The sequence below is a fragment of the Candidatus Caldatribacterium sp. genome, assembly GCA_014359405.1.
Lineage (GTDB): Bacteria > Atribacterota > Atribacteria > Atribacterales > Caldatribacteriaceae > Caldatribacterium > Caldatribacterium oleiphilum.
The window spans coordinates 1-17681 of sequence record JACIZN010000008.1 but is presented as its reverse complement, the minus strand read 5'-3'; the positions used below and the strand labels follow the sequence as shown (position 1 = coordinate 17681).

The window sequence follows — 17681 nt, the reverse complement described above, 5'->3', positions numbered from 1 at the left end:
GGGGAACCCGTGTACTTGAACGGATTGAGTTTCTGGGAGCCCCAGCTTGAAGTGGCTCAAGAAAAAATTCAGGAGTTTTTCGCCGAGGGGAGAAGGGAAAGTGCAGGTACGGGAAGTGATTCGGAGAATCAAGGAGGCCATTGAGAAGAAGAAAGCCTTCGACATAGTCGTTCTTGATCTGCGGGGTCTTTTTCCGTTTTCCGACTACTGGGTTCTGTGCAGTGGTTCATCACCAATACAGACGAAGGCTGTTGCCGAGGAAATTCTCGAGCAACTTGGAAACATGGGCCTTCACCCTTTCCATGTGGAGGGTGAGGATACGGGGGAGTGGATTCTCCTCGATTACGGGGATGTTATAGTCCATGTGTTCCGGCAGGAGGAAAGAGAGTTCTATAACCTTGAAAAGCTCTGGCAGAGGGCCCGGGTTCTGTACTCCGAGCGGAATGGCCTCAATCTTCTTGATGGGATTGATTGACTTTCCCTCATGGGTATGCTACTTTAACTCCTTGATTTTGTCAGGAAGGGAGGTAGCGTAATGGCACGGAGGTACCAGATCACTTCTGAATCGGTCACCGAAGGTCATCCCGATAAGATTGCCGATCAGATTTCGGATGCTATTCTTGATGCAGTCCTTGCCGAGGATCCCTACGGGCGTGTGGCTGTGGAAACGCTGGTTGCAACAGGCCTTGTGCTCATAGCCGGGCAGATGACTACCACAACGTACGTAGATATTCCCCGTATTGCTCGGAACACCATCCGGGATATTGGGTACACCCGGGCAAAGTATGGTTTTGACTTTGAGACCTGCGCAGTGCTCACCGCCATTGACGAGCAGTCACCGGACATTGCCCTTGGCGTTAACCGCTCCTTGGAGGTAAAGATGGGCGAAGAGGTGGAGGATGAGGAGCTCTCTCTTGGAGCTGGTGACCAGGGAATGATGTACGGATACGCCTGCAACGAGACTCCGGAACTTATGCCCTTTCCCATAGCCATGGCTCATGCTCTTGCCCTGCGCCTTGCAGAAGTCCGCAAGAAAGGAGTTCTCCCCTATCTTCGTCCTGACGGGAAAACGCAAGTGACCGTTGATTACGAGGATGATAGACCTATCCGCATCGACACTATTATTGTCTCTGCACAGCACCACCCTGATGTTTCCCTTGAGGTGCTCCGGGACGACATTATTGAACACGTGATTCGTCCCGTTATTCCGCCTGAATTCTTAGATGAACGTACAAGGGTCCTTGTGAACCCAACGGGAAGGTTTGTTATCGGTGGTCCTCAAGGGGATACAGGACTCACCGGGCGGAAAATCATCGTGGATACCTACGGTGGGGTAGGAAGGCATGGTGGGGGATGCTTTTCGGGGAAAGACCCTACAAAGGTCGATCGTTCTGGGAGCTATGCAGCTCGTTACGTAGCGAAAAACATCGTTGCAGCGGGGCTTGCGGATCGCTGCGAGTTCCAGGTAGCGTATGCCATCGGCGTTGCCCGACCAGTTTCAATGGCTGTCAATACTTTCGGAACCGGGAAGATTCCTGATGAGAAGATTCTTGAAGTTGTCAAGGAGGTTTTCGACCTGCGACCCGGAGCAATTATCAGGGATCTCAAGCTTCGTAGACCCATCTACAAGAAGACCGCCGTGTACGGCCATTTTGGCAGGAACGATCCGGATTTCAGCTGGGAAAAAACGGATAAAGCAGAAGTTCTTCGGAAGCTGGCGGGTCTTTGAGAAAGAGAGGAGTGGCGATGGAATACCACGTACGGGATCTTGACCTTGCTCCCTCTGGCAGACAGAAGATAGAATGGGCTCAGAGGGAAATGCCGGTTCTTTCGGAAATTGCGTCACGCTGGTTACATACCCGTCCCCTGCAAGGGATCCGTGTTGGGGCCTGCCTTCATGTTACTGCCGAGACTGCGGCTCTCGTCATCACGCTTAGAGAGGGTGGAGCACACGTTTTCCTTTGTGCGTCGAACCCTTTGAGCACCCAGGATGATGTCGCTGCCTCACTGGTGCGAGATTTCGGTATCAGTGTTTTTGCCCTCCGTGGGGAAGATCGGGATACGTACTATGCGCATATTGAGAGGGTTCTTGAAGCACGGCCTCATATTACTGTGGATGACGGAGCGGATCTCACATCCACAGCCCATCGGAAGGGAAGAGAGGTCCTTTCTGGAATCCTTGGGGGGACCGAGGAGACCACCACAGGGGTCATCCGGCTGCGGAGTTTGGCAGAAAGCGGGAACCTTGCCTACCCAATCATTGCGGTCAACGATGCCGACACAAAACACATGTTCGACAACCGTTACGGGACCGGACAGAGTACCATTGAGGGTATCCTGAGAGCTACCCACGTTCTCCTTGCTGGAAAGCGCTTCGTTGTGGTGGGGTATGGGTGGTGTGGCCGTGGCATTGCCCTTCGGGCAAGGGGTATGGGAGCAAGGGTTGCCGTTGTAGAGGTGCACCCTGTGCGGGCACTTGAGGCCCTCATGGATGGGAACGAAGTCATGTCCATGACGGAAGCAGCGCTGTGGGGAGATATTTTTGTCACTGCAACCGGCAACGTAGCAGTCATTCGGGAGGAACACTTCCTTCTCATGCGGGACGGAGCAATCCTTGCAAACGCTGGCCACTTTAATGTGGAAATCGATATTCCTGCTCTTGAGGCGCTGAGTGTGGCAAAGAGAACGGTTCGACCTCTTGTCGAGGAGTACACCCTGGAAAACGGGAAGAGGCTCTACCTCCTTGGAGAGGGGCGGCTTGTGAATTTGGCCTGTGCTGAGGGCCATCCACCATCAGTGATGGATATGAGCTTCGCCAACCAGGCGCTCTCTGTGGCGTACCTCGTGCAGAACGCCACGAAACTTGAAAGGAGAGTTTACAGAGTTCCTCAGGAAATTGACGAGGAAATTGCCCGTCTCAAGCTCGCCACTCTTGGTGTGCGAATCGAGGAAATGACCCCTCGCCAGAAGGAGTACCTGAGCTCCTGGCAGGAGGGAACATAAGTAGAGATCCCTGCTCCATCCTCCGGGATGGGGCCGAAAGCCCGTAGGGAGGTGAAACTGTGCAGGAGTACGAACTTGGTGTGGTTATCCGGCCAACCCTGAATGAGGAAGCCGTACAGGGAGTGGTGGAGAAGCTCAAAAGTACCATAGTGGGTCAGGGTGGAACGGTCCACAACGTAGACTTTTGGGGAAAGCGAAAACTCGCGTATCCTATCGAGAAGCAAAAAGAAGGATACTACGTATTCCTCCGCTTCAGTATTTCCCCAAGGAGTGTGGCCGAGGTGTCCCGCGTTGCCCGGTACACCGAGGATATCCTTCGCCACATTCTGGTGAAGGAGGAAAAGAAACGTCTTGAAAAGCCCACTTCAGTTGAAGTGAGCGATGCACCGACCCAGCCTGAATAAGGTCTTTCTCGTTGGTTTTCTTACCCAAAGCCCGGTTGTCCGTTACGTCCCAAACGGCACTCCGGTGACGACCTTTTCCCTGGCAGTCTCAAGGGGGATAAGTGGCGAGGACAACCGGGAGTACTTCGATTACCTTCAAATTGTGGCGTGGAGGGATCTCGCACTCTTTTGCGGGGAGAACCTTAAGCGAGGAGACTGGGTCCTTGTTGAGGGGAGAATACAGGTACGAGCCTTCGAGGACCAGAGCGGTCAGAAAAGAAAAACTTACGAAATTGTGGCTCAGGAAGTGAAGCGTCTTACAGACTGTGCCCCGGTGATTGAGGAGAAACACTTTGAGCTCTTCTGAGAGGAGGATGGAAGCGTGGCTGTCGAGAGAGAAGAACGCGTTGTGCGAAAGAGGTTCTTTCGTAAAAAGAAGAAGGTGTGCATCTTCTGTCTGGGCAAGGCTCACATCGACTACAAAGATGTCGAGACCTTGCAGAAATTCCTGAGCGAGCGGGGTAAAATCATCCCTCGCCGTATCAGTGGGAATTGCGCAAAACACCAGAGGAGGCTTGCGCAGGCCATCAAGAGGGCCAGGGAAATGGCGCTCTTACCGTACATTATTGAGTAATTATGAGGAGTATCCGGCCAACCGTTGAGGGCGCTTTCCTCGCAGCCCTCACGGTTATTCTCTACCTCGCCTCGATATACATTCCCATCTTAGGGGTCTTCGTGAGTTTCCTCTGTCCCTTGCCGGTCATGTTCCTCGTCATTCGGTGGGGTGCCCGGGTTGGGATTTTGGCCTCTTTTGTGGCCAGTGCTCTTGTTTTCACCCTTGCTGGGCTCATGCAGGCTGTAACGTGCCTTGTGGGGTTTTCCCTCCTTGGCATTGCCATGGGTGTTACCGTAAGGAGGAGGTACGCACTTCCGGAAATCCTTATCCTAAATACAGGGGTTTCTCTCCTTTCAAAGCTTGCCCTCGTAGGAATTGCCTTGATTGTCGCAGGGAAGAATCCCCTTGTGGAGAACATCCGTCTCCTTGAGGAGACTTTGAAGCGGACTCCATGGATTCCTCAAAATCTCCCTGGAACCGAGGGACTTTTAGAACTCGTGCAGCTTATCATGCCTGCACTTCTTCTTGTGGCCTCACTCTTTGACACCGGGTGCAATTTTCTCCTTGGTCGCTGGATTGGGAAAAGACTCGGCCTTTCCTTTCCCGAAATTCCTCCTTTCTCTGAGTGGCGACTTCCAAGGTCTGTCTTTTGGGTTTTTGTCCTTGGGTGGGTATTCGTCCTCTTTGGAGGTCCCTCGGTTCTCGGGAAGATTGGGATTAACCTCCAGATTGTGACACAGCTTCTCTTTCTCTTCCAGGGCCTCTCTCTGGTATACTACTTTCTGGGGAGGTATATTCGCTCTAAGGCGGTGCGGGTGGGCATTCTTGCTTTTTTGATGTTCCAGCCGTTGCTTTCTTCCCTCCTGAGCTGGTTGGGTGTATTTGATGTGTTCTTCGATTTTCGCAGGTTGGGTACGAAGCAATAGAGGGGGTGTACCACTCATGAAGGTTATTCTCCTTCGAGATGTTGAGAATTTGGGGAAAGAGGGCGATGTGGTCGAAGTACGACGGGGATATGCCCGAAACTATCTCTTCCCGCAGAAATTGGCTATTGAGGCAACTCCGGCAAACCTCTCTCAGCTTGAGGCAATTCGTCGCAAAAAAGCCAAAGCAGAGGAAAAAGAACTCGCAGAGGCGAAGGCGCTCCAGAAACGCCTTGACGGCATGGTTCTTGAATTCTTCAAAAAAGCGGGCGAGACTGGAAAGCTCTACGGATCTCTGACCTCAAAGGAAATTGCCGATCGTATTTCCCAGGAATTGCAGAGAGAATTCGATCGAAAGTACATCGATCTCGAAGAACCCATTAAGGACCTGGGAGAACACAAGGTTAGAGTAAACCTTGGGCGTGGTGTAGTGGCTACGTTGACCGTGAGGATTCTCCCTGAAGAGGTGGGGCACCCTGGGCGTTGACCGTATCCCTCCCCACAGCGCGGAGGCAGAGCAAGCAACCTTAGGGTCCATGCTCCTTGATCGAGAAGCTCTCCTCAGGGCTCTCGAGATTCTTCGTCCTGAGGATTTCTACTATGAGGCGCATCGGGTCATCTTTGAGAGCATGGTTGAGCTCTTTGAGGAGGATAAAGTCTGCGACCTGGTGACACTTGCGGAAAAACTCAGGCAAAAGGGAAAACTTGAGAGTGTAGGAGGCATGGAGTATCTGGCCCAACTTGTGAACGTTGTGCCTACGGCGGCAAACATTGAGTACTATGCCCGCATTGTGGAGGAGAAATCGCTCGTTCGCTCCCTCATTCAAGTCTGTACTCGCATTATAAGAGAAAGCTACGAGGCGAAACTCGAGGCCAATGAACTCCTTGACCAGGCTCAAAACCTCATCCTGCAACTTTCTCAGAAGCGGATTCGTTCTGACTTTGTCCCCCTCAAGGAAGTCGTTAACGAGGCCTTCGATCGCATTACCGAACTCTACCATCGTGACGAGCATGTAACTGGTGTTCCTTCTGGGTTTGTGGACCTTGATGTGCTTACTGCGGGATTCCAGCCTTCTGACTTCATAGTGGTGGCAGCTCGTCCTGGCATGGGAAAAACGAGCTTCTGCCTCAACGTCGCCCAGTATGTTGGGGTGGAAAAGAAGATTCCCGTGGCCATTTTCAGCCTTGAAATGTCGAAAGATCAAATTGCCCAGCGCATGCTCTGCAGTGAAGCTCGTATCGATGCCGGGAGAGTACGAAAGGGCTTCCTCACGGAGAAAGACTGGCCACAACTTGCTCAGGCAGCAGGGAAACTTGCGGAAGCACCGATCTTCATCGATGATACTCCGAGCATCTCGGTGCTTGAGCTTCGAGCCAAGGCTCGCCGTCTCAAGGCGGAAAAAAACCTCGGGCTTGTGGTCATCGACTACCTGCAACTCATGAAAGGATACGGTCGCTCGGAGAATCGGCAGCAGGAAATCTCGGAAATTTCCCGTTCTCTCAAGGCAATGGCTCGGGAGCTCAATGTTCCCGTTATCGCGGTTTCCCAGCTGAGCCGAGCAGTAGAACAGCGGAGTCCTAAACGTCCTCAGCTTTCTGATCTCCGGGAAAGCGGTGCCATTGAGCAAGATGCGGACCTTGTCATCCTCATTTACCGGGAAGACTACTACAATCCGAATACCTCAAAGAAGAACATTGCAGAAATCATCGTGGCGAAACAGCGCAACGGACCGGTAGGAACGGTAGAACTCCTTTTCCAGAAGGATTTTGCCCGTTTTGAGAACCTTGCTCGTCGGGTACCGGAGCCGTATTGAGAGGATGGGATGAGAGATGAACCAGCTTGTCATTTACCGACGGCCTGCGATTCAGAATCCCACTCTTGTTATTGGTTTCACCGGATGGATGGATGGTGGAAGCGTCTCCGTAGGTACGGTGGTCTACCTTCGAGATAAGTTGCAGGCTCAGATGTTGGCTCAAATTGAGCCATACGATTTCTACATTTTCAATCTCCCAGGGAGTATGGAGGAAGTCGCCCAGTTTCGGCCGTACACCCTTATTCGGGACGGAGTGGTTATGGAGTTCCGGTATCCGCAGAACCATTTCTTCTGTGCCGATGACTACAATCTGATTCTCTTTTTTGGAAAAGAGCCGAATATCCGGTGGCGTGAATACGTGGACAACATCTTCCTCCTTGTTCGGGAATTCGGGGTACGGCGAATTTTCTTTGTGGGAAGTGTCAGCGGCCTTACGCCTCACACTCGGGAACCTCGGGTGTACTGTTCTGTGTCGGAAGAAAGGCTCAAGAAAGCACTCCCCCAGGGGATACGCTTCAGCACTTACGAGGGCCCAGCGAGCATAACAACTCTCATGACTGTTACGGCAAAAGCGAAGGGAATCGAGATGGTGAACATAGTGGTCGAGATTCCCATGTACGTTCAGGCCACAAATCCAAAGGGAATCCGTGCTGCTCTCCGGGTTCTTTTGCCCCTCCTCAATCTCTCTCTTCCTCTCGATGACCTCGACAAACTCTGTGATGAATTTGAACGGAACATTGACAAACTCGTTGCTGAGCGCCCAGACCTTGCAGAGCAAATTCGGAAGCTCGAGGAAAACTACGACCAGGAGATCCTGGGGGACGAGGAAAGCTTCCGGGAGTGGCTGCGGCGCCACGGTATCGATAAACTCTGAACTTGTTGACAGAGGCTATTCCTTGTGTTAATAAAACCAAAAAGCTTTCGGAGGAACGGGATGCTGGGCCAGAAACGTGTGAACGAGCGGAATCACCTTGAAATTGGTTCCTGCGATGTGGTTGACCTTGCCGAGCAGTTCGGGACCCCCCTGTACGTGTTTGATGAGGATGAAATTCGAAGTGCCGTGCGGGAGTACAAAGAGGCTTTTTCGGCGAGTTATCCTCGTTTTCACGTTGCTTACGCAGGTAAGGCGTTTCTCTGTGCTGCCATGTGTTCTCTTGTGGCGGAGGAAGGTCTCTGGCTTGATGTGGTATCAGGAGGGGAGTACTTTGTCGCTCGAGAGAGTGGATTTCCAGAAGACCGGGTAATCTTCCACGGGAACAATAAAACCGATGCCGAGCGTTCTCTTGCGTTCCAGGGAGGAGTGGGGCGGTGGGTTGTTGATAGCTTTGAGGAACTTGAGTGCCTTCTCGAGGAGGGAAAAAGATACGCTCGCGGGAGAATCCCGGTCCTTTTCCGCATCACTCCAGGAATTGACCCTCACACCCACGCCTATATCGCAACGGGAAAGATAGACAGCAAATTCGGTTTCCCCATCTCTGATGGTATTGCAGAAAAAGCCATAACCCTTGCTCTTTCCTCTCCCTATCTTGATGTGCGGGGAATCCACTGCCACATTGGGTCTCAAATACGGACACTCGAACCCTTTCTGAAGGCAGTTGATGTTCTCCTCGACTTCATGGCTTCCCTTCGGGAAAAACACGGTGTCGTTCTTGATGAGCTTGATCTGGGGGGAGGACTTGGAGTTCCCTATCTCGATGAAGAAAAAGGGTCTTTCCCCTCCATCCATTCCTATGTTACGGCTCTTTGCGAAAAAGTCCGGGAGAAGTGTGCTTCCCTCTCCTATCCCCTTCCTCTCCTTTTTGTTGAGCCGGGACGATCCATCGTGAACACTGCGGGGAGTACTCTCTACCGGGTGGGGTTCATCAAGGAAATCCCGGGGGTGAAGAAGTACGTCGCCGTAGACGGGGGTATGGTGGACAATCCCCGCCCCGTGCTGTACGGGGCCCGGTACCAGGCCATAGTAGGCAACAGGGTGGAGGGTACGCCAAAGGAAAGGGTTGCTATTGCGGGAAAGTGCTGCGAATCAGGAGATGTTCTCATCCCTGAAATCGAACTTCCAAGAATCCAGAGAGGGGATATTCTCGTCATCGAGGGAACCGGTGCGTACAACTACTCGATGGCCTCGAACTACAACCTCATCCCGCGCCCCGGGGTGGTCTTCGTGCGGAAAGGGGTAGCACGTCTTGTGGTTCGTCCTGAAAGCCTTAGCGACCTTTTGCGGAGGGATCTCGTCCCTTGCGGGGAGGGTGAGAAAAGGTGATTCGGGTATGTGTCGTCGGCGCAGCAGGGAAGATGGGAAGAGAGGTTGTTCGAGCTGTAGCGCAGGAAGAGGATCTCGAGCTTGTTGGGGCTTGCGATGTTTGCGAGGTGGGGAAAGATGCGGGAGTTCTTGCGGGTATCGCTCCTCTTGGTGTTCCTGTGGAGGAGAACCTCAAAGAGGTGTTGGAACGAACCTCGCCTCAGGTTGTCTGTGATTTCACCCATGCGGAGGCCCTCCGAAAGAACTTTCCGCTCTTTGTGGAGTACCGAGTGGCCATGGTTATAGGAACAACGGGACTCAACCGGGATGAAATTGAAGCCATGCGCCGTGAGGTTGAAAGGAAAAACCTTGGATGCGTTATCGCTCCCAATTTTGCCCTGGGGGCGGTCCTCATGATGCACTTTGCACGCATTGCGGCGCGATTCTTTACCACGGTTGAGGTCATCGAGTACCATCATCCTCAGAAGAAGGACGCTCCCTCGGGGACAGCCCTCAAAACTATTGAGAACATGGGTCTTGAGAACACCTCTCTTCCGGGTGGTCAGGAACTCGTTCCGGGGTGCCGGGGAGGACTGTACCAGGGAGTTCGAGTGCACAGCGTGCGGCTCCCTGGCTTTGTGGCGCATCAAGAGGTTATATTCGGTGGGGAAGGCCAGATTCTCACCATTCGTCACGATTCTCTGAGCCGATCCTCTTTCATGCCAGGAGTGCTCATGGCGCTTCGGAAGGTTTGTGCGGAGCCGAAATTCTACTATGGTCTTGAGAGTGTTCTGGGCTTAGAGTAGGGGAGAGCTTGCCATGCGCTTTGTGAAAATGCACGGTCTGGGGAACGACTTCCTTCTCTGCACACCGGAAATGCTCGATTCCCTTGTTCTTTCCCCACCTCTCGTGCAAAAACTCTGCGACCGCCATTTTGGAATTGGTGCCGATGGGGTCATTGAAGTTCTGCCGTCTGAGGTTGCTGATGTGAAGATGCGTATCTGGAATGCCGACGGAAGCGAAGCGGAAATGTGTGGCAACGGCATCCGCTGCCTTGCAAAGTTTGCCTTTGAGCGAGGCATGGTTGCTAAGGAGACTTTTCGGGTAGAAACGAAAGCAGGCATCATCGTTCCAATGCTCCTTCTTGACCGGGGGCGTGTGACGCGAGTAGTTGTCGACATGGGAGAGCCATCCTTTCTCCCCTCTGCAATCCCTATGAACTTGGAGGGCGAAGCGGCACTCTCTGTTCCTCTCGAAGTAGAAGATCGAAAGTTCACCGTTACGGGAGTATCCATGGGGAATCCGCACGCAGTGATTTTCGAGCTTCCTGAGGATTGGAAGCACTATGGACCGCTCATCGAGCATCATCCTCTTTTCCCTCGCCGGACGAACGTAGAGTTCGTTAGGGTGGTGGACCCGGAAAACATCGTTGTTGCAGTCTGGGAGCGGGGAGCAGGTGCCACTCTTGCTTGTGGCACGGGAGCCTGTGCTGCGGTGGCGGCAGGGGTGGCACAAGGAATCCTCAGGCGAGAGGTCCGTGTCCAACTCCCAGGAGGAGAACTCCGCGTGGTCTGGAAGGAGAGTGATAACCACATGTACCTTGAAGGACCAGCAGAAGAAGTATGCACGTGTGTGCTCTCGGAGGAGGTAGTGAAAGCATGGATGTCGCCCAGAGGATAAAGAATCTCCCTCCGTATCTTTTTGCAGAGATCGAGCGGAAAATTGCGAAGGCAAGAGAAGAGGGGAAAGATATCATTGACCTTGGCATTGGCGATCCCGATCTTCCGACTCCAGGATTCATCGTGGAACGGATGTGCCAAGAAGTCCAAAACTCTGAGAATCATCGGTACCCTTCGTACCGGGGCCTTGGAGCTTTTCGAGAAGCAGCAGCCTCATGGTACAAGAGGCGCTTCGGGGTTAGCCTTGACCCTGAAAGGGAAGTCGTTGCCCTCATTGGCTCAAAGGAGGGGATTGCCCATTTCCCCTGGTGTGTGGTGGATCCAGGCGACCTTGTCCTTGCCAGTGACCCGGGGTATCCGGTGTACAAAATCGGGACCATGCTCGCAGGAGGCGTTCCTCTGCCCCTTCCTCTCCTTCCTCAAAATGAATTTCTTCCGGACTTTTCCTCTTTACCCGAGAGTCTCCTTGAACGGGTGAAGCTTGTGTTCCTGAACTACCCGAATAACCCTACTTCCCGTACGGCGACCCTTGAATTCTTCCAGGAAGTGGTCTGCTTAGCGCATCGGTTTGGCTTCATCATCGCCCATGACCTGGCGTATTCGGAGATTAGCTTCGATGGGTACAGGGCTCCCTCGATTCTCGAGGTCGAAGGAGCAAAGGATGTGGCCATTGAGTTCCACTCTCTCTCAAAGATGTGCAACATGACGGGCTGGAGAATTGGTTTTGCCGTGGGAAATGAGAGACTCATCGAGGCTCTGGGAAGGGTAAAGACGAATATTGACTCTGGCATCTTTAATGCCATTCAGTGGGCAGGAGTGGAAGCCTTGAATAGGGTGGAGGAAGCCCTCCAGAGCATTCTTCCGGTTTACACGGAACGGCGCAATCTCGTTGTCGAGACGTTCAGGAGTTTGGGGTTTGACCTCCCCTACCCAAAAGCAACCTTTTACGTCTGGATTCCTGTCCCCTCAGGTTTTACTTCGATGAGTTTTGCAGAGTACATGCTCGATAGGGCACAGGTTGTGGTCACTCCGGGCGTGGGGTTCGGGAAGTACGGTGAGGGGTTTGTCCGCATTTCTCTGACCACTCCCTCGGAGAGATTGCAAGAAGCCATGGAGCGAGTAAAGCACGCCTTAGGCAGGTGAGAACATGCGCATCGTTGTCCAGAAGTTTGGTGGTACTTCGGTCCACACAAGAGAGCTTCGGGAAAAAGCGGCAGCGAAGGTCAAGGAAGCCTGGGAGGAGGGTTTCTCACCGGTAGTGGTGGTCTCCGCTATGGGGAGAAAGGGAGCTCCCTATGCAACTGATACCCTTATTGCCCTTGCTCAGGAGGAGTTTCCCGAGGTTGACGCTCGCAATCTTGATCTTCTCCTTTCCTGTGGGGAAATCATCTCCTCGGTCATCATGGTGCAAGCCCTCCGTCGGGTTGGTCTCCGAGCCGTTGCTCTCACGGGGGGACAGGCGGGAATAATCACGAATCGGGTTTTTGGAGATGCTACGGTTCTCAGGGTTGAGCCAGAGCGAATCCGAAAGCACCTCGAAGAGGGGTACGTGGTAGTCGTTGCAGGTTTCCAGGGAGTGACTGAGGACGGAGAGGTTACAACCCTTGGTCGAGGAGGAAGTGACACCACGGCTGTGGTTCTTGGTGTTGCCCTTCAGGCAGATTACGTGGACATTTTTACCGACGTTGAAGGCGTCATGACTGCGGATCCGCGCATTGTTCCCGAGGCCCAGATCCTCAGGGGACTCACCTATACGGAGGCGGCAGAAATTGTGCAACAGGGAGCAAAGGTCATTCATCACAAGGCCATGGATGTTGCTCGAGAATACCGGATTCCCATTCGAGTGCGAAGCTTAAACGATGAGGGCAAGGGAACCCTCATCTGCGATATTCAGACCCTTATTCGCGAAGGGCTGCGGGTTCTCTCTCATGAAAGACCGGTGTACAGTATTGCGTACCGCAAGGGATTGACCCAGTTTCGGGTAGACTTTGGAAAAAACCCTGAGCGAAAGCTCCAAATGTTCCAGACCCTTGCTTCTTGCGGAATAAGCATCGACCTCATCAACCTCTTTCCAGAGCGTGCGGCTTTCGTTGTGGAGGAGAGAGTCGGGGAGAAAGTGAAATCCATCCTTTCTCAGGAAGGATTCTCCTTTGAGGTGCAGTCTCCATGTGCCAAGGTCTCCCTTGTGGGCTCCGGAATGGCCGACCGCCCTGGAGTCATGGCACAAGTCGTGGAGGCCTTGAAGGAAGCCGAAATCGAGATCCTTCAAACGAGCGATTCCCATGTGACGATTTCCTGTCTGGTGAGCGAGAAGGATATGGAGAGGGCCATACAGGTGCTCCATCGGAAGTTTCAACTTGACGAAATCTGTTAGAGGGGGGAAAGCATGGGAACGTGTTTTGGTCGCGTTGTGACGGCGGTGGTTACGCCTTTTGACGAACACGGGGAGATTAACGAGACCGTCTTTCGGCGACTTTTGAGGTTTCTTGTGGAGAATGGCTCCGATGGAGTGGTTGTAGCTGGAACAACTGGAGAAGCTCCAACTCTTTCGGAAGAAGAGAAGCTCCGTCTCTTCGACATTGCCCTTGAGGAAATTGGAGATGTAGCAAAGGTCATCGCAGGAACGTGCACGTACAATACGAGAGAATCGGTGCGTCTCTCAAGGGAAGCTGAGAAACTCGGAGTCCATGGTATTCTTGCGGTCGCACCGTACTACAATCGCCCACCGCAGCACGGTCTCTACCAGCATTTCCAGGCTATTGCCGAATCGGTGAGCCTCCCTATTATGCTCTACAACATTCCCTCTCGCACCGGGGTGAATATTGAACCTGAGACCGTGGCACGCCTTGCAGAGCTCAAGAACATTGTTGCCCTGAAGGAGGCTTCAGGAAATCCCGATCAGATCTCGCGTCTTGCGTTGCTCCTTCCCAAGGATTTCGCCCTGTACAGCGGTGACGATAACATGACCCTTATTATTCTTGCCCTCGGGGGGGTTGGGGTTGTCAGCGTGGCCTCTCATCTTGTGGGGCAGGACATCAAGCGCATGATTCTTGCCTTCGAGAGAGGGGAGGTCGAAGAGGCCCGTTCCATCCACCTACGTCTGTACCCCCTCTTTCGGGCTCTATTCATTTCTACAAATCCCATTCCCGTGAAACGGGCTCTCCAGCTCCTTGGCTTTGAAGTGGGAGAAGCTCGACCTCCACTTTGTCCTCTCGAGCGGGAGAAGGAGGAGAAACTCATTGAAGCAATGCGCCAACTCGACCTCATCCCCGCATACGCGTGACCGGGGGAGTGAACTCCCGTGGTAAGGGTTGGAATTCTTGGGGCTACAGGGTACACAGGTCTTGAACTTTTACGAATCCTGTCTGAGCATCCTGGAGTCGAAGTTCGATGGATTCACAGTGAACGCTTTGCGGGGAAGCCCCTCAAGGAGTATTGCCCAGCATGGAACAAAAGGAGAGAACTTGAGATTTCTGGTCAAGAGGTTCTCGAGCGAGTGGAGGAAGTGGATGCAGTTTTTGTGGCTCTTCCCCACGGAGTGGCGATGGAACATGTTCCAAGGCTCCTTGAGAAAACCAGAGTCATAGATCTCAGCGCCGATTTTCGATTCCAAAGCCCCGTAACGTATGAAACCTGGTACAGGATTCCCCACAGGGCTCCGGATCTCCTTTCGGAGGCTGTTTACGGAATTCCAGAAATCTACCGGGAGCGCATCCGGAAAGCACGCCTTGTGGCTAATCCAGGATGCTATCCCACTTCCGTTATCATTCCCCTCTTTCCCCTGCTCCGTCAGGGACTTCTTGATTCCCCAATTATCGTGGACAGTAAGTCAGGAGTCTCGGGAGCAGGGAAGAAAGCAAGCGACGATTTGCATTTCTGTGAGGTGGATGAGAATTTCAAGGCGTACAACGTGGGGGTGCATCGCCACAGCCCGGAAATTGCGGAACAACTCTCCATTCTCGGGGGAGAGAATTACCAGCTTGTCTTTGTTCCCCACCTTCTTCCCCTCAAAAGGGGTATCCTGAGCACCATCTATGTGACGCTCAGGAGGGACGCAGAAGAGGAGGAACTCCTCGCCCTCTGGGAGGAAGCTTTTTCAAAGGAGCCATGGGTCCGGGTACTCCCAAAAGGATACTTACCAGAACTCAAGTGGGTGGTGGGTTCGAACTTCATAGATATAGGTTTGCGGAAGGTTGGTTCTCATGCCTTTGTCATCTTTTCGGCTATTGACAATCTCACCAAAGGAGCATCCGGACAGGCGGTGCAGAACTTGAACATCATGTTTGGTATTGACGAGAAAACTGGTCTTCCAGCAGGAGTCCTCTACCCGTAAGGAGGTTCAAAGTAGTGTTTTCTGTTCTTGAGGGAGGATTGGATGTAGTTTCAGGTTTTTCCTCTTTCGGTGTTCACTGTGGGATAAAGAGAGAGAAGAATGACCTCGCGGCTATTCTCTCTGAGGTCCCTGCGGTGGCAGCAGGGATGTTTACCCGCAACGAGGTGAAAGCGGCCCCAGTCCTTGTGACAAAGAGGCATCTTGAAAAGAACGGTCTCTTGCAGCTTGTTGTGGTTAATAGCGGCGTGGCTAATGCGTGCACCGGGAAAAGGGGAGAGGAAGACGCGGAATGGGTAGCCGAGAGGGCAGCCTGCTACTTTGGTCTACAGGATCGGTCCCTCGTTGCAGTGGCCTCTACTGGGGTCATTGGGGAATTTCTGCCTCTTGAGAAGATTGATCGGGGCTTGCGGCAGCTTGCCTCTCTTCTTCCAAGGCAGAAATCAAGCCGAGAAACTGCAAAGGCGATCATGACAACTGACACCTTCCCAAAGGAGAGGGCAGTGGCACTTTCCCTTGAGGGGCGCACTGTCCACCTTGCAGGTATCGCAAAAGGAGCCGGCATGATTCGGCCGAATCTGGCCACCATGCTCTCTTTCCTCATCACTGATGCTCTTATTCGCCGTGAGGATCTTGAGAGAGTACTCCGTGAAGCCGTGGACAGGAGTTTTCACTGTGTCACCGTGGATGGAGACACAAGCACAAACGATATGGTGCTTCTTCTTGCAAATGGCTCAAGTGGAGTGACTCTCAAAGAGGAGCGTTCGATAGAAATATTCCGTGAGGCGCTCTTTTTTGTGTGTGAAGAACTCGCAAAGGACCTCGTTCGGGATGGTGAAGGTGCAACAAAGTTTGTGACCGTGAGAGTAGAGGGGGCTCGAAGTACTGAAGAAGCAAAACGCTGTGCCTTTACAGTTGCCGAGTCGCCTCTTGTGAAGACGGCGCTTTTTGGGGAGGATCCAAACTGGGGTCGAATCATGGCCGCACTCGGGCGAAGCGGTGTTCCCTTGGACCCTGAGAGAGTGAGTGTTTCACTCAACGGCGTTCCCTGTGTGCAGAATGGAGTACGGGCTCAGGGGACCTCGCGAGAGATGCTGAAAGAGGCCATGAGGGGGAAAGAGATTACAATTCAAATCGATCTCGGGCTTGGACATTCTTCTTTTGAAGTGTGGACATGCGATCTCTCGCTTGAATACGTGCGCATTAATAGCCACTACAGTTGATAGGGAGATGACAGGATGAGATTCGTTGTAAAGGTCAGCGGGAAGCTCCTGTCTCAGGATGCAACGGCGTTACCCCAGGCGGTACGGGAGCTTACTCAAAGAGGTGCAAGGGTTGTCGTAGTCCATGGGGGAGGACCACAGCTTACGGAAATGCTCCAAAAACTCGGCAAAGTGCCACAATTTGTGGACGGACTACGGGTAACCCCGAAAGAGGAAATGGAAGTCATCGAAATGGTTCTGAGTGGTCTCTTGAACAAGATGCTGGTGGGAACTTTTTTGCGCCATGGCGTCCCTGCCTGTGGTATCAGTGGAAGAGATGCCTTCTTTCTCCGAGGAAAGCGGCATGTGGTGAGAAAGAATGGACAGGAAATCGATCTCGGGCAGGTCGGAGAAGTAGAAGAGGTGAATGCACGAATCATTTTTGCGCTATGGGAACAGGGATTTGTTCCCGTGGTTTCTCCAGTCTGCGGAGATGCCGAGTGGCACGCCCTTAATGTGAATGCTGACTGGGTTGCAGCTCACGTTGCCTGCGCCCTTCAGGCTGACTACCTTGTTCTTTTCTCCGACGTCCCTGGAGTTCTCAAGGACCCGAGTAACCGGGACTCGGTCTGCGAAACGCTCACCCTGGAGGAAATGGAGCGCCTTGTTGCAGAGGGTAAAATTCAGGGAGGAATGGTGCCAAAGCTCCAGATTCTTTTCCAGATTCTCCGTGGCAAGGTGCGCGAGGTGTTCATAAGTGAAGGAAGCGAGGTCAGCCACCTTCCGGTACTCTGCGAGGGAGGGCGAATCCGTGGCACAAGGATCCTTCTCTGAAATGGTTATTGAAAAGGAGGCACAGTACTTCCTTGGGACGTATCAGAGAATGCCTGCAGTGTTCGTGGGTGGGAAGGGTGTGTATCTCTTCGATGCCGAAGGAAACGCCTACCTTGATCTCCTGAGTGGTATTTCAGTGAATCTCTTGGGATACGGCTACGAGCCGCTTAAGGAAGCCATTCGTTCCGAAACAGAGCGGGTGATTCATACCTCAAACCTCTTTTACAATGTTCCCCAGATAGAGCTTGCTGAAAGGCTCGTCAAGCTTTCAGGGTTCTCGAAGGTCTTCTTCGTCAACAGTGGCGCTGAGGCAAACGAGGTAGCCTTGAAAATGGCGAGGTTCTACGGGAGGAGGAAACACGGGAAAAGATATGCTTACATTGCTTTTCACCGCTCGTTCCATGGGAGGACTCTCCTGACCCTTGGGCTTACCGGACAGGAGAAGTTCCACAGAGATCTCGACCCCTTTCCGCCGGGGATTTTCTTTGGGCACCTCAATGACATCGAAAGTGTTCGGAAGCTCCTCTCTCCCGAGGTTTGTGCTGTGATTGTGGAGCCGGTGCAGGGAGAGGGGGGAGTCTATCCCTGTACTCCTGAGTTCCTCGTTGAGCTTCGAAAGCTCTGCGACGAAGAGGATATTCTCCTCATCTTCGACGAA

The 17681-nt window shown here is 52.9% G+C and carries 20 protein-coding genes and 1 pseudogene (1 of these 21 running past the window's edge); all 21 read left to right on the top strand.

Annotated features, from left to right (window positions below):
* Nucleotides 1-144, top strand: a pseudogene (locus tag H5U36_01310) (LCP family protein); it begins 796 nt to the left of the window's first position.
* Nucleotides 101-475, top strand: a complete 375-nt coding sequence (gene rsfS / locus H5U36_01305) for a ribosome silencing factor (GenBank protein MBC7216821.1) — start codon at nt 101-103, stop codon at nt 473-475. Before H5U36_01310 ends, rsfS begins: the two are co-directional and overlap by 44 nt.
* Nucleotides 476-535: 60 nt before the next feature.
* Nucleotides 536-1729, top strand: coding sequence for a methionine adenosyltransferase (locus H5U36_01300; GenBank protein MBC7216820.1), 1194 nt, complete (start codon nt 536-538; stop codon nt 1727-1729).
* Nucleotides 1730-1746: 17 nt separating this feature from the next.
* A complete protein-coding gene (locus H5U36_01295) occupies nt 1747-3003 on the top strand; it encodes an adenosylhomocysteinase (GenBank protein ID MBC7216819.1) in 1257 nt (418 codons plus the stop codon).
* 59 nt (nt 3004-3062) lie between these two features.
* A complete protein-coding gene (locus tag H5U36_01290; protein MBC7216818.1) occupies nt 3063-3407 on the top strand; it encodes a 30S ribosomal protein S6 in 345 nt (114 codons plus the stop codon).
* Nucleotides 3385-3753 carry a single-stranded DNA-binding protein gene (locus H5U36_01285; GenBank protein MBC7216817.1) on the top strand — a complete coding sequence of 123 codons (369 nt, stop codon included), beginning with the start codon at nt 3385-3387 and terminating at the stop codon, nt 3751-3753. Before H5U36_01290 ends, H5U36_01285 begins: the two co-directional genes overlap by 23 nt.
* 15 nt (nt 3754-3768) lie before the next feature.
* On the top strand, nt 3769-4020 hold the full coding sequence (locus H5U36_01280) for a 30S ribosomal protein S18 (protein ID MBC7216816.1): 252 nt from the start codon (nt 3769-3771) through the stop codon (nt 4018-4020).
* A gap of 2 nt (nt 4021-4022) precedes the next feature.
* Entirely contained in the window at nt 4023-4928 is a 906-nt protein-coding gene (locus H5U36_01275) for a YybS family protein (protein ID MBC7216815.1), read from the top strand.
* 16 nt (nt 4929-4944) lie between these two features.
* The gene (locus H5U36_01270) at nt 4945-5412 is read left to right on the top strand and encodes a 50S ribosomal protein L9 (GenBank protein ID MBC7216814.1); all 468 of its coding nucleotides are present in this window, start codon (nt 4945-4947) and stop codon (nt 5410-5412) included.
* Complete coding sequence (dnaB, locus tag H5U36_01265; GenBank protein ID MBC7216813.1) at nt 5402-6739, top strand: replicative DNA helicase; 1338 nt, start codon at nt 5402-5404, stop codon at nt 6737-6739. Before H5U36_01270 ends, dnaB begins: the two co-directional genes overlap by 11 nt.
* Nucleotides 6740-6755: 16 nt before the next feature.
* Nucleotides 6756-7613 carry a PAC2 family protein gene (locus H5U36_01260; protein MBC7216812.1) on the top strand — a complete coding sequence of 286 codons (858 nt, stop codon included), beginning with the start codon at nt 6756-6758 and terminating at the stop codon, nt 7611-7613.
* Between the two features lie 60 nt (nt 7614-7673).
* Nucleotides 7674-8999 (top strand): diaminopimelate decarboxylase, encoded by a 1326-nt coding sequence (lysA, locus tag H5U36_01255; GenBank protein ID MBC7216811.1) that lies wholly within the window; start codon nt 7674-7676, stop codon nt 8997-8999.
* Nucleotides 8996-9784, top strand: coding sequence for a 4-hydroxy-tetrahydrodipicolinate reductase (locus tag H5U36_01250; protein ID MBC7216810.1), 789 nt, complete (start codon nt 8996-8998; stop codon nt 9782-9784). The genes lysA and H5U36_01250 overlap by 4 nt, the downstream gene beginning before the upstream one ends.
* A gap of 13 nt (nt 9785-9797) precedes the next feature.
* Entirely contained in the window at nt 9798-10658 is an 861-nt protein-coding gene (locus tag H5U36_01245) for a diaminopimelate epimerase (GenBank protein ID MBC7216809.1), read from the top strand.
* Nucleotides 10637-11800 carry an LL-diaminopimelate aminotransferase gene (locus H5U36_01240; GenBank protein ID MBC7216808.1) on the top strand — a complete coding sequence of 388 codons (1164 nt, stop codon included), beginning with the start codon at nt 10637-10639 and terminating at the stop codon, nt 11798-11800. Before H5U36_01245 ends, H5U36_01240 begins: the two co-directional genes overlap by 22 nt.
* Before the next feature lie 4 nt (nt 11801-11804).
* Complete coding sequence (dapG, locus tag H5U36_01235) at nt 11805-13031, top strand: aspartate kinase (GenBank protein MBC7216807.1); 1227 nt, start codon at nt 11805-11807, stop codon at nt 13029-13031.
* 12 nt (nt 13032-13043) lie between these two features.
* Nucleotides 13044-13940 carry a 4-hydroxy-tetrahydrodipicolinate synthase gene (gene dapA / locus H5U36_01230; protein MBC7216806.1) on the top strand — a complete coding sequence of 299 codons (897 nt, stop codon included), beginning with the start codon at nt 13044-13046 and terminating at the stop codon, nt 13938-13940.
* An 18-nt stretch (nt 13941-13958) separates the two neighbouring features.
* Nucleotides 13959-14990 carry an N-acetyl-gamma-glutamyl-phosphate reductase gene (locus H5U36_01225; GenBank protein MBC7216805.1) on the top strand — a complete coding sequence of 344 codons (1032 nt, stop codon included), beginning with the start codon at nt 13959-13961 and terminating at the stop codon, nt 14988-14990.
* 14 nt (nt 14991-15004) lie between these two features.
* Nucleotides 15005-16210 carry a bifunctional glutamate N-acetyltransferase/amino-acid acetyltransferase ArgJ gene (gene argJ / locus H5U36_01220; protein ID MBC7216804.1) on the top strand — a complete coding sequence of 402 codons (1206 nt, stop codon included), beginning with the start codon at nt 15005-15007 and terminating at the stop codon, nt 16208-16210.
* Nucleotides 16211-16225: 15 nt separating this feature from the next.
* Nucleotides 16226-17023 (top strand): acetylglutamate kinase, encoded by a 798-nt coding sequence (gene argB / locus H5U36_01215; GenBank protein MBC7216803.1) that lies wholly within the window; start codon nt 16226-16228, stop codon nt 17021-17023.
* A 1-nt stretch (nt 17024) separates the two neighbouring features.
* On the top strand, nt 17025-17681 hold a 657-nt coding region (locus H5U36_01210), incomplete at its 3' end, for an aminotransferase class III-fold pyridoxal phosphate-dependent enzyme (protein ID MBC7216802.1).